The 13,264-nt window shown below is 56.9% G+C and carries 8 protein-coding genes; 3 read left to right on the top strand and 5 right to left on the bottom strand.

The features are described 5' to 3' along the window. Positions 1 to 3 precede the first annotated feature (3 nt). The 4 genes from SV7mr_RS07840 to SV7mr_RS07825 form a co-directional block, all read right to left on the bottom strand. Positions 4 to 663, bottom strand: a complete 660-nt coding sequence (locus tag SV7mr_RS07840) for a glycine zipper domain-containing protein (protein ID WP_145270795.1) — start codon at positions 661 to 663, stop codon at positions 4 to 6. 337 nt (positions 664 to 1,000) lie between these two features. Beyond that, entirely contained in the window at positions 1,001 to 1,351 is a 351-nt protein-coding gene (locus SV7mr_RS07835) for a P-II family nitrogen regulator (protein ID WP_145270793.1), read from the bottom strand. A gap of 10 nt (positions 1,352 to 1,361) precedes the next feature. Continuing rightward, positions 1,362 to 2,351: a Gfo/Idh/MocA family protein gene (locus tag SV7mr_RS07830; RefSeq protein ID WP_145270791.1), complete on the bottom strand. Its 990-nt coding sequence runs from the start codon at positions 2,349 to 2,351 to the stop codon at positions 1,362 to 1,364. A 70-nt stretch (positions 2,352 to 2,421) separates the two neighbouring features. After that, positions 2,422 to 3,318 carry an AAA family ATPase gene (locus tag SV7mr_RS07825; protein ID WP_145278194.1) on the bottom strand — a complete coding sequence of 299 codons (897 nt, stop codon included), beginning with the start codon at positions 3,316 to 3,318 and terminating at the stop codon, positions 2,422 to 2,424. Between the two features lie 387 nt (positions 3,319 to 3,705). On the opposite strand from SV7mr_RS07825, the gene SV7mr_RS07820 reads away from it, so the two are divergent. Next, positions 3,706 to 5,565, top strand: a complete 1,860-nt coding sequence (locus tag SV7mr_RS07820; RefSeq protein ID WP_419188232.1) for an outer membrane protein assembly factor BamB family protein — start codon at positions 3,706 to 3,708, stop codon at positions 5,563 to 5,565. 108 nt (positions 5,566 to 5,673) lie between these two features. After that, entirely contained in the window at positions 5,674 to 6,945 is a 1,272-nt protein-coding gene (locus SV7mr_RS07815; RefSeq protein WP_419188231.1) for a hypothetical protein, read from the top strand. A gap of 56 nt (positions 6,946 to 7,001) precedes the next feature. Here SV7mr_RS07815 and SV7mr_RS07810 read toward each other — a convergent pair whose 3' ends face one another. Continuing rightward, a complete protein-coding gene (locus SV7mr_RS07810; protein WP_419188230.1) occupies positions 7,002 to 8,972 on the bottom strand; it encodes a hypothetical protein in 1,971 nt (656 codons plus the stop codon). A 790-nt stretch (positions 8,973 to 9,762) separates the two neighbouring features. Between SV7mr_RS07810 and SV7mr_RS07805 the strand changes: the two genes are divergently transcribed. After that, positions 9,763 to 13,167, top strand: coding sequence for a dockerin type I domain-containing protein (locus SV7mr_RS07805; protein ID WP_145270785.1), 3,405 nt, complete (start codon positions 9,763 to 9,765; stop codon positions 13,165 to 13,167). The last annotated feature ends 97 nt before the right edge of the window (positions 13,168 to 13,264 follow it).

The following is a 13,264-nucleotide window of genomic DNA, read 5'->3' as shown; positions in this document are numbered from 1 at the left end:
CGGCTAGAACCGAAAGTGAATCGTTTGTCGGCGGGCGGGATGATATCGCGGGTAGCTGCGATAAACGGGCACAGGACGCTCGATGATCACGGGAGCCGGCTGATGAATGTGACGCTCAATGATCGTGGGCTGAGCCGGTGGTGCCAGGTTCACCTGCGGCTCGGGTGCGGACTGCAGCGCGGTGATCACGTTTTCACTGACACCTTGGTTGTGCAGGGCAATGATATCGCTGACGGTCACGGTCCCCACATAACCACGCTGCCGAATCTGGTTGGTGATGACGTGATCGCTGAGACCACTGCGAGTCATCGAAACGACATCGCCCAAGGTCACGGCGGATTGCTCAACCACATACTGTTGCTGCATCGTCGCTTGCTGTTGCTGATGATAGCGATACGCAGATTGCTGGCGCGCGTAGGCTTGTTCCCGATCAGCTGCGTCGCCCAAAATGCCGCCAGCAACGGCGCCGACCACACCACCAATGGCGGCCCCGGCACCCGCCTTGTCGCTGTTATCGCCAATGATCCCACCGGCGATTGCCCCGGCCAATCCCCCCATCACCGCGCCGCGTTGTTTTTGAACTTGCGCCACGGCTGTCGAAGAATGTGCCAGCAATGATGTTGCAATCACTGCGACCACCAACAAGTTTGTTTTGTAATTCATCGGATTCACTGGGTCAAAAACGGCGAAGGAACATTCAAATCGAGCTGTAGCAAATGTTTGCTCTTGCAGTCAATCGGCGTTTCAAAATCGGTGCATGAGAGGATCAATCTCGATTCGAGCAGTCACACGAGCAATCTCGAATGACCCTCAAACCCCCTACAACCGATGCAGTTTCACAACCGATGCGGTTTCACAGGGCAATCATCACCTGGATGCGTGCATGTGATGGTCTGCGCCGAGCTGCGATGAACGCTGATCAACTGGGAGATCAACTGGGCTCAACGACAGAGAGCCCGCTTGGGCGGGTGCAGAGCGCAAGAAATGGCGTTCCAGAAAATTAATTCACCGGGAGCTCGCTCACCTGTGCAGTCCCAATATCAATCACATCGGCCACTGGCAGCACAAAGATTTTTCCATCACCAATCTGGCCGGTCGATCCAGTCAGAGCATGCTTGGAGAGCGTCTGGATCACCGGTTCGAGTTCATCTTCGTGAACTAAGATTTCCAACACGATTTTCCGTAACAGGTCAACTTTGTATTCGTTGCCTCGGAATAAGGCGTTCTGCCCCCGCTGTCGACCATAACCCATCGCATCGCTGACGGTGAAATCCTGCACGTTCATTTCGTGCAGCGCATCACGAACATTCGACAACTTGGTCGGCTGAATAATGGCTACGACAACTCGCATGTTTCATCAACTAAGGAGACGCGGTAAGGGATGGAACCACAACGTCGATCGCTTGCCGCTCGCGAGCCGATTGAATCAAGGCATCGAGCACGGCCTGCGTCTGAATCGCAAACTGATTGAATTCGGCAAGAGATTGGTCACCAATCAAGGTCTCAATCATACGCTGCTCTTGCCGATCTGCACACTCATGAGCCTGGACTTCTCCGGCGGAATTGTGAACCCAATAACGTGTCGTTCGATCCGCCCATGGGCGTGTGAAGTCATCACAAATCACAGACGCTTCACTGCCGGCGGCTTCAAACCATTTCCGAGTCGCGGTGTCGTACCCCACACTTAGCGAAGCGGTGACGTCTTGGTCAAACCACAGCATGGCGTTGGCCCGAAGCGGAACCTGTTGTTCCATCACACAGTCGGCGAAGACCCGTTGCGGCATCACACCGGCCATCCGGCAAGCAATTCCCACGGCATACCAGCCGAGATCCAACAAGGCCCCGCCCCCAAGATCAGCCCTCAGGCGATGCTCTCCTGACTGAAACGGTCGATAAAACGAGACCGCGGCTGACACATGGCCTAGCTTGCCGATGCCACCGCCATGAACGAAGTCCAGCATTTGCTTGCTGCGAGCATGATGCAACCAGGCGGTGGCATCCAACCAGCGGACTTGAGCCTTCTGACAGGCTGCATGAATGGCAATGGCCTGCTGAGCGTCAACGGCTAACGGTTTTTCGCACAGGACATGCTTGCCGGCTTCAGCGGCCGCGACGGCCCATTGCCTGTGCAAGGCAGGCGGCAACGCAAGATAAACGGCGTCAACCTCGTCGCAATCCAGCAACGCCTGATAGCCTTCAACGGCGTTTTCAATTCCGTACTGGCTGGCGAACCAGTTCGCTCTCTCGGCACTGCGACTGGCAATCGCCGTGACAGCGACTCCATCGGTGGACTGCAAATCAGCCACCAAACGTCGTGTGATTCGACCGGTACCCATGATCCCAAAACGCATCACATCAACCTTCTTTGAACTGAAAAACTGTCAACGCTGTTTCCTCGTACGCCAGTAGGATAAAACACCGTCAAACGGGAACCGCGATCGAAGCGACCACGTCCGCCAACGTTGCCTCGGCAGCGCGACGGCGATCCTTGCCCAGATAGTCATCCAACAAAACACGGTGGGCAAGCACGGGAATTGCCAACGTTTTGATATCGTCAGGCGTCACGTAATCACGATTCTCAGTCACCGCGCGGGCTTGACAGCCGCGATAAAAACTGATGGCCGCTCGTGTACTGACCCCCACCGCAAACGCGCTGTCTGTACGAGTTCGCTGCACGATCTGAAGCAAATAATCCTCTAAGCTGACATCAAACTTAACCGTTCGCACACTGGCCTGAGCCTGCAGTACATCCGCGATCTCAACCACACTTTGGATCGAATCGACGGGCTCGCCCTGGCGATGGGAATGCAAGACTTCACGCTCCATCTCCGCCGCCGGATAACCGACGCTGGTTCGCATCAAGAATCGATCCATTTGGCTTTCAGGCAATTCATAAGTACCGTGATGCTCAAAGGGGTTTTGCGTTGCAATGACGATGAACGGAGACGGCAGCGGGTAGGTCTTGCCATCGACGGAAACCTGCTGATCACTCATCGCTTCCAGCAAAGCCGACTGAGTGCGAGGCGGAGCGCGGTTGATTTCGTCAGCTAAGACAACGTTGGCAAACACGGGGCCCGGCACGAATTCGAACTCGGCGGTGTCATTGCGAAAGATCGAACTACCGGTGATGTCACTCGGCAGCAAGTCCGGAGTGAACTGCACACGGTGAAAGGAAGACTTCAAACTTCCCGCCAGCGCTTTGGCCGCCAGCGTCTTGCCTACACCAGGCACGTCTTCAAGCAGTAAGTGCTCCCCCGCTAGAAGAGTCAAAACGATGTTTCGAATCGACTCCGACTTGCCTAACATCACCGATTCCATGTTCTGCTGCAATCGTTGCGCAATTTCAAAGGCGTGCTGCATCACTTGTAAAACTTCCTGCCAGCGAGACAATGGAACGAGAGGGAACGCCGACCAAGTGTCGCTGAATCAGGAAGACCGATCAGAAAACTCCAAACTGAGCGCTGGCAGCCACCAAGGGCTGAAAACAGTTGGAATCGACAGCGGAACGCGGTTACCAACAGTCATCTTAGTCCAATCGCCGCCAGCAGCGAACCCGTGGAGTGATTCAACCTCTACTGACACGCTATCCTGGAAGCGTCCGTTTGCCAAGATTGCAACCACCTGCGATTCTTCGTCCTCGCTCTGGTGCCCTTGATGCCATCAAATCAGCGCCGAACCCAAGTTGCACGGAAACCAAGCAGCCCAATGTCCGATCAAATCGCCAACAAACACGAAGACTCAGAACACGCCCTCGGAGCGGCAAGTGCCAAGACGAACGTTGCGGCCAAAGCGAAGCCCAAGGCCAAAGCGAAGCCCCGGGCCAAAGCGAAGCCCCGAAAGGCACCCGCAATCGCGGCCTGCGTGATCGCAACCCTGGTCGTTGCCGCCTCTCAATGGCGCGCTTCAGATGGCGACTACCAAATGGCCAACTTGGCCAGTTACGCTGCGGTGCTCATCGCTGGCATTTTCGTCGCGGTGCTGCTCTACCGCCTGCTTCGCCGAGTTGGTTACGGCTACATCGTTCCGGTCACCATCATCACGTCGATCGCCGGCTTCGCGCTCTTGTTTCAGTATGATGGAGTGACTGGCGAGATGGTGCCGATCTTTCGGTATCGGTTTGCCAAAGCTGACGGCCAAGCACTGCAAACGATCCCTCAGCCCTCGTCAGAGAAAAGCTCTGCTGAGAATCATTCTGCCGAGCAAAGCACTGCCGAGCAAAGCACTGCTGACACGAACACTGCTGACACGAACACTGCTGACACGAACAATCAACAGCCCTCCCACCCCGACGCACTGGCTCCGTCAAACACGGCAACCGCTCCGCCCCGCCCAAGCACTGGCGGGCTGGTCGCGAACAGCGATTCGTGGCAACAGTTCTTAGGCCCCAATCGCAACGGAGTGCTGGCCAGCCGCGAGTTCCAGATCCCTCAGGCAGTCGATCAAGTCACCGAACGGTGGAAGATCAACATTGGGGCCGGTTGGGCCTCGTTCGCCGTTGCCGATGGCAAAGCCATCACGCTCGAACAACGTGATGACCAAGAAGCGCTCACCGCATACGACTTGAACACCGGGACACTGCAGTGGATCCAGACGGTCCCCGGTTTCCACCATGATACATTGGGTGGCACCGGCCCTCGATCCACCCCCGCCATCCATCAAGGAAAAGTCTATGCCACGACCGCACGAGGCAAATTGCTGTGCGTCAATGTCAGTGATGGCAAACCTGTTTGGTCTCAGGACCTGATCAAACTGGGACGCTGGACGCAGGAACAGTTTGATGCAGCGGTCACCTGGGGATATGCTCCGTCCCCGTTAATTGTCGATGACCTGTGTATCGTCTGCGTAGGCGGCCCCAACGAATCAAAACGCTCCACCATTGCCGCCCTAGACATCAACACCGGTGATGTGATTTGGACCGGAGGCGAAGATCAAATCAGCTATGCTTCGCCGCAATTGATGACACTGGCCGGTCAACGTCAGATCGTTTGCGTCAATGAGAAAACCGTCTCGGGCCATTCTCTGGTCGACGGCGACATGCTGTGGTCGTTTTCATGGCCGGGCCAGAGCAATGCGGCGGCCAACTGCGCCGCAGCGATTCCAGTCGGCGACGACCAAGTTCTGGTCGGCAAGCACTACGGCGGCGGCAGCACGCTGGTTAAGATCATTGACCAGGGCGACAAGTGGCAGGCCAAGCAACTGTGGCACAAGCCATCGATGCTAAAAACGAAATTCAATCACACCTGTGTCCAAGGCAACATCGGATTCGGACTCAGCAATGGGATTCTGGAAGCGGTTGACCTTAACGAAGCACGTATTCTCTGGCGTGAACCACGTCGCACAAGAGCCCAGGCCGGCCAGGTGCTGCTAGTCGAGGACACGCTGGTGATCCAGGCCGAATACGGCGACCTAGTCCTGGCCAAGGCAAGTGAAGAAGACTATCAAGAACTGCTGCGCATCGAGGCTCTCGACAGCAAGACCTGGAACATTCCCACCGTGGTCGGTAACCTGATCCTGGTTCGTAACGATCGGCAAGCGATTTGTTATCAGTTGCCCAGCCGGCAGTGACGCTTGCGTTGATCATCCCATCCCATGACGTCACTGGCACGACGCCCCATCGGCTCCCCTGGCAACCGACTGTGCTAAACACGGTCAATCGAATTGGCGACGACTCCCATGGCTCACACGGCATTGGCTGATTCAGACGCTGAACCGACCAACCCTCTGCACAGTGACTTGCATCAACAGAGCACACGATTGCCCTGGTTGTTTTCAGCACCTGTGGACCTGGCAGCCTTTGCCGGCAGCGCTTTGCTGTCGGTCGCTTTGTTGGTGTTGGGCGCGGCAATGGGGTGGCTGGATCGATCGGTGCCGCAGTGGACGTGGGTGACGACCATCTTGATGATTGATGTCGCGCACGTCTATGCAACGGGCTTTCGGGTTTACTTTGATCGCCAGGAATTAAAGCGGCGGCCCGGCCTGTACTTGCTGACGCCCGTCTTTGCCTTCGTCATTGGCTGGGCACTGTACTCGGAAAGCCCCCAGTGGTTCTGGCGCTGCCTTGCCTACATGGCCGTGTTTCATTTTGTGAGGCAGCAATACGGCTGGGTGGCCTTGTATCGGGCCAAAGCCAATGATCGCCAGCGCGTGGGCAAGTGGATTGATCTGAGCGCAATTTACTTGGCAACCCTTTATCCGCTGGTGTACTGGCACTGCCATCAACCGGAACAATTCGCATGGTTTGTCGAAGGCGATTTCGTTTTCCTGTCCCTTCCCCTGGATCGCTGGCTGGCGCCCGTTTACTGGTTCGCAATGATTGCCTATGTCTGCCGTGCCAGTTATCGAGGGCTGATCGGTGGACTGTGGAACCCGGGCAAAGACCTTGTGGTCGCGACCACCGCGCTGTGCTGGTACTTGGGCATCATTACATTTGATTCAGACTATGCCTTCACGGTGACCAATGTCATCATTCATGGCGTACCCTACATGGTCTTGATTTACTGGTACCAAGTCCTGGGCAAATCGAATGAGACACCACAGAATTCGGGGGCAGGCAGCGAAGAAGGCAGCGAGCAATCGGGGCCGGGACCAACACGGCAAGACGACCAGGACAACGCACCAGCATCAACCTCCGCATCACCAAGAAGCAGCGGAACCGCTTGGCAGATCTTGATCCGATTTGTCGCCGTAGTTTGGGTGCTGGCGTATTTCGAAGAACTGCTGTGGGATCGCAGCTTGTGGCACGAGCGAGCTTGGCTGTTTGGTTCGGCATGGCAGAGCAATGCTGGCATGCAGGCGGTGCTCGTCGCCTTGTTAGCCGTCCCGCAAGTCACCCACTATGTGCTGGACGGTTTCATTTGGAAACGCCGCTCGTCGCGTCAGCTAAGACAACTGACGCGACATTCAGAAGAGCCATCGCCACGATCAACAGGGCGACCTGCGTCATGATCAACAGCCAGTGTGATCAACAGCCAGTGTGATCAATCCCCTGGTTGCCTTGCCGATTAACGCGAGGCCTCAGACAACCAGCGATAGACCACGGCATTGCGGTCTTCGGCGCTGCCTTCCAGCAACGTCAAACCGTCTTGGCCGCCGACCAGATAGAACGCATCGGCGACTTCATCGTCCGTCAACAGGCCCTGCGATTGGAACAATCGCACTTCTGCCAACGTTCGGAAACTGCGACGACTGGAAGCACCAAGCAACGAACCGACACGACTGCGTGCGTTGTCGTCGGTCAGCGCAGGCATCTCAGTCACCTGCAGGTTACGATCCATGGCCACCAAGAAATTGGCCATGGCGTCTTCAACGAATTCCGTCGCACTGACCGCGTTAGGCGACTGTGCTTGCTGCTTAAATTTGAAGGTGTCGATGGCTTTGGTGATCCCCAGCGACTTGCCGGTCGAAACATTGACCAGTCGGCCGCGACTGATGTTCTGTGTCAGTCCGCTGGTATGACCTTTGAGCACGACATCGAAGTGCAGGAGCAAGTCCACGCCATTGTCCTTGGCCGCCTGCACCATGTCTTTTTCGGTACCGCTGCCAACGAATTCAAGATTGTGTCGCCAGACCGCTGGGCCTCGACTGGCCGAGTAAGCGTTGACGAAGGCGTCGCTGATTGCAACGGTGTCAACGACACCAGGGCTGACGGATTGAAACGCCAGTCCAAATCGACCTTGGGCAAGGCGTTTTTGAATCTGTGCGGAAATCAGTTCGCCAACCAAGCCCAGATTGTCATTCAGTTCGGCTGCTGGACCGCTGTGAAGACCGGCGGGGTTGAGGGAAGCTAAGCGCTGTGAGTTGCTAGCGACAGCTGGCCCTTTGCCGCGACCGTTACCACGTCCAGCGGGGCCACCGGGAAAGCCGGATCCTGAACCGTAGCCAGCCATCTCGCCACCAGCCATCTCGCCACCATCCATCTCGCCACCATCCATCTCACCGCCATCCATCTCACCGCCAAATCCTCCGTCCCCGTAATCGCTACCCGGACCACCAGCGTAGCCGCCAGGACCACCGGGAGCACCAGGACCACCTGCAGCGATTCCGCCTTCACCACCAGAGCCACCGTAGCCGGCCCCATAGTCGCCGCCACCGCCGCCCTGACCACCGGCTCCGCCATTGCCTCCACCGTAGCCACCTTCACCGCCCGAACCGCCGTAACCTCCGCCAGCCCCACCAGGACCGCCGCGGCCGGTGGAACTTGCGCTCAGCGGTTGTGGGCTGGCTCCATCGGAGCGAACCGACACGGAAACACCGCAGCGAATGTTCCAGGCAGGACGACGCAGCAACGGGCTGTAACGCACCATGGATAACGCATCGCCAGCCTCTTCGTATTCCGCTGTGATGTGGGCGAAGAACAAGTCTTTCGCCAGGGCAATTTTGCCGCTGGAGTAAGCCGCTTTGGCCTCATCAAACAAAACGGGGCCAGTCGGTTTCACCGGACCGCCCATCTGCCCCATGAACGGGGCGAAGGACATCATGGTTTGGCCCAGCTGCTGTGACAAAAGTTGCCCCACGAAGTCACCACCGCCACCGGCCGGCGCCCCTGGCCGTGATGCTCGATTGCCCCCGTAACTGTCTTCTTGACCGGCACCATAGCCGCCGCCACCTTCACCCGGTTCAGCCCCTCCATAGTCACCGCCGTAGCCACCACCGCTCCCGGGGCCGCCTTCCATTTCGGTGTCTTCACCCGATCCGTAGTCACTGCCATAGTCGCCGCCATCGGATCCGTAGCCGCCGCCCTGGGGCTGTGGCTGAGGTCCGCTACCGCCTCCTGGGCCGTAGTCGCCGCCCTCGGATCCGTAATCAGAACCGCTGGCTGGCGGTTGGCTGTTGGCTTCCAAGCCGTTGATCAGCAACAGGCCGGTGCATAACGCACCTGACAAAAGGCTTTTCAAAACGTTTCGTTGCCCACTGAACGGACCAGCGAGTTGGCAATAACCGGGCGCACGGCGAAGGGTTTGGAGTAGATCCATGAGCGTAGTCTTGTTTTATACGGACAACGGATTGAAAAGAGGTTGGAGTGATCTCCAACCGTTATTGTAACTGGCTTTCAGCTCATGGGCTGCGTCACATCGGTGGGCATTTGAAGCCTTTTTTGTTTATTTCAATCGTTGCCAGAGCAGCCTGTGTCTCGCTTGGGCGAACCGCATGCCTGGTTCACCGGTGCCGCAAAAAGCATGATCCGATGCGTCGGAGGCGTGAATGCTCGGCTTCCAACGGCAGGGCACCGCTCCTTCAAAACACACCAACTCACCCAAACACCCTGTCTCGCCGCCAGCGGCTTTGTGGAACGTCGCAAACCGAGCCTTGAAAACCACCATCAGCCCGGATGTAGCCGGGGGCTTGGTTTCGGTTACCTGCCGTTTGGCCGGCAAAGTGGTTTGAAATGATGAAAATTATTCCAGATGCACCATTGTAAGCTGACTTTTCAGAGTGCATGATGCGTAGTTAAGTGGTTCACATTAGGCAATGAATCCTGATTGCTAAGTGCCAGCCCCTCCCCACCGGCCCCAGACGTGATGCGATGGCATCTATGTCCAGGCGAATCCAGCTTATTTCGCCGATCAGACAACTCTGCACCGGAAAGGGGGGAACTCTCATCCCCATCTCGCGTCTAAGCCGTCACACGCTTAACAACAGTGCAACCAATTTCCCGCGGCGATTGGTTGACGCGAAACGATCCTGGGCGAGAGCGAACGGGTTTGGCACAGCAAATCAAGGCGTGAACTTGGGTTTGGCTAACCACCCAATGGGCAGAAGCAAATGGACTTAGGCAGGCAAGACTTTTCTGATCAGCAGGAATGCTCCCGGCGGAAAGTGCTGCGCGCCGAGCTTGCCCAACAAGCAGAACTTTCTTTAGCCTCCGCCTCGCAAGGTGGCCCAGGTTCGGATTCCTTCAAAGCGGATCGGACGGTCATCGGCGGCTGCCGCCAGCTCGCGTCCCGACTGAGTTCGAAACTACGCTCGGTCACCCACTCGGACCTCTTGGCTGCCGCCTCGCGTTTGGTTGAATCCAGCAAATCCGCCGTGACCCAACGCATCGCACAGGAACGCGTCGGACAGGAACACCTCGCACCACGCCGCCGCGTGCTGGTGTTTGAATCATTGGGCCAGCGTCGAGTCCTGGCGGTGATCTCCGGAACCATCGTCGACACGACCCCCGACGATCCGCCTGCGAACGCCTTTGAATCACCGTTGGCCAACAAGCTGGTCTACATCGACTACAACGAAAACGACTTTCCCGACGGAGACGATCCACATCAGTTGGTTGGCAGTTCGGGGCAGTTTGAATTCCGTGATCTGGACACCGGTCTTCACCCGGTCAAGATTTTTGGCGACTCCAGTGTTGACCATTACGAATTGACGTCGCACTTGGTCAGTGGACAGTGGGAACTTCCCGATCAGATTGATGCGGTGCACCCGAGCCCAACGGGTTTCGCCCTGATGTCACAAGATCAGGTGATGCATGTCTCGCACGAGATGGACCTGTCTGCCTCGCTCCAGTTGCCAAGCGGTGCCGAAATCGTGGCGTCATTGCGGTTTGATGGCGAAGTTGCCACGCTTTACCAAGGTCCGCTCGCGGAATCTTCCCAGGCTTTGGGGCTGTGGGTTGCAACCTTTGACAGTGAATCCGTCGAAACACAATTACTGAGCGGCGAGCACCACTTTGATTCGATCGCCTTTGGGGCCGATGGGCATGGGGTGGCAGTGGACCAAGCCGGCGGCATTGTTTACTCGTTACACCTGACGTCGACCGCGCTGCCGGGCGCTGCAAGCGAACTGGAACTTGAAATCCAGGAAACCGCCCAACCACCGGTTCCTGGCATGCAATTGGTCGCCAGCCCCAAGGTTGATCTGGACATTCCTAGCCGTTCGCCCAGTCGCACCGTGATCGCCTGGCCAGCGGCGGATGCTTCGCCACTATCGCCCGCAATGCACCTCAAGTTATGGAGCAATGCGAGTGGGCAAGCGATTCAAGGGAGCAGCACGCTGGTTGACGATGTCATTGAGGCCTTGGCATTCAATGATCGCACGGGGCTCCTCACGGCCCAGCTTGGTGACGGCATCTCGATGCTGGATGCCGACGCTGCATTCGCGGACCTTCATCAAGTCACTTCCGCGCCGCGAGTCACGACGTTGTCTGATGCTCACAACGGTCTGCTGAGCGTGACCGGCCAGGGGATTGGGGGGCGTGTTGAGCTGACTGATCTGGGAAGCGGCAAATCCACCTTGGATCAACTGGTCGACTTCACCGCAATCGGCCTACCACAATTTGCTTTCGCCACCGGACCGGCAACCGCTTTGGGTGCGACCTTTTACGTCGTCGGCAAACTGGGCCTGATGCGGCTAAATCTACGCCGGACCAACGAAACCCAGGTTTCCATTGAGACAGCAGACCAATCGGTATCGGTTGACTTTGCCATCAACGCCTCGACCACAGATTCATTGGACCTGTTGCAACCGGGGGTTCTCTTTCACACGCTGGAAGACACGCCATTGACGTTGGATCACAGCCACTGGAGCCAGTCGGCCTTCGGTCACGATGTTCATGGCGTGGTCCCGGTGATCGTCCAAGACACAGAGCATGGTGAGATCCAGCGGATCTCCGAAGATGGCCTGCGTTACACTCCTGACCGAGACTTCTTTGGTCAAGATCGATTCAAGGTTCGCTTTCACAATGGACAGGCGGTCTCGCTTCCGCTGGAAGTCATCATCAATGTCTCGCCAGTCATTGACAAACCCGAAGGCATTCTGTTCCAGCAATACGACGTCCCCGAACACTCGGGATACAACCACGCGGTCGGCAACATCACCGTCGTGGGGGACGATCCCTATGGAACCCTGACCCTGTCAGTCAACGACAATCGGTTCCGAATCGACGGCCGAACACTGATCCTGAAAGATGGCGGCTTGAACCACGAAGCCAAAGAGATCATCACGCTGACCGTTTCGGGGACAGAGGCATTCACAGACACCCACATCGAAGGCTTCGTCGAAGTCAAAGTGCTTGATGAAAACGATCCAGTCGTGGCGGTGACTCCTGACGAAGCTTCTGTCACCGAAAACGTCCCCGGCCTGCTTGTCGCGGCTCTCCAAGCGATCGACGAAGATGCCGACGAACTTCATTCCTTCACCGTCGATGACCAGCGCTTCGCAGTCGTCGATGATCGCTTGCAGCTCAAGAAAGGAATCTTTCTAGACTACGAAGTCGAAGAAAAAGTCATTGTCAAAGTCACCGCCAGTGACCGCGCCGGCAGCTCCGTGACCAACGAGCTGGTGATTTCTGTTTTGGACGTCGAAGAGCAACCCGAACAGATGAAACTGACCAACAAGTCAGTCATGGAGCTACAAAAGGGCAAAGCCGTCGGATCGATCTTGGTCAATGGCATCCCGCCTCAAGATCACTTCAGCTTCCTTGTCAACGATCGTCGCTTTGAAGTCGTCGAAGGCACTTTGAAACTTCGCGACAATCAGCACTTGCTGCACCTTGACGCTGAGCAACTGGAACTGAACGTCACGATTCGCGACGACCAAGGCACCTATGATCCACTGATGGAAACGTTTGTGATCGATGTTCTGGAGAACCACGAACCGTTCCACAACAGCCAAGTCCCCGAAGATGTCAACAATAATGGCGACATCTCTCCGCTGGACGCTATCCTGATCATCAACTATCTGCAACGGTTCGGACCGGGGCCGATCAATTACGATGCTCCGCTGCGTTATTACGACGTCAACAAAGACGGAATGATCACACCGCTGGACGCGTTCTTGGTGATCAATCAGGTGAACCGACAAATCCAAACGTCCACCGTTTCCACTGAAGGCGAAGACCCGAACGAAAACCCCTTGTCGACGCCAGCCTCCAACGCAGCACAGACTTCCTCCGGCGGCGAGCCAACGCTGGCACTGCATAGCAATGGCGAAGGTGAACAGCTTGCCGCCGCTCCGCTGGCGACCGGTCTGCTAGCGACTGATCATTCCGCAGCAATCGTCACGCCAGAGGTTTGCCTGCCGTTCCCAATCCCCGCGACAACCCAGGGTCCTGCTGAAGCGCCAACGCCCGTTGCCGCCCCACAGCCACTGGTGACCGTCACCAACCGGCCAAGCGTTCCTGTGACCAATCACGCAGCGATCGATCAGGCGATCCGTTTGCTGGACGAGTGAACGCGGCAGCGGAAACCTTTCTTTTACTGTGACGGCAGATTCGATATAGTGAGCCATTGAATCGCTGACTGAGACCGATGAATTGTTCGGTGATGTC

The sequence above is a fragment of the Stieleria bergensis genome (assembly GCA_007745635.1).
Classification (GTDB): domain Bacteria; phylum Planctomycetota; class Planctomycetia; order Pirellulales; family Pirellulaceae; genus Stieleria; species Stieleria bergensis.
This window is presented reverse-complemented; position numbering and strand designations above follow the sequence as displayed.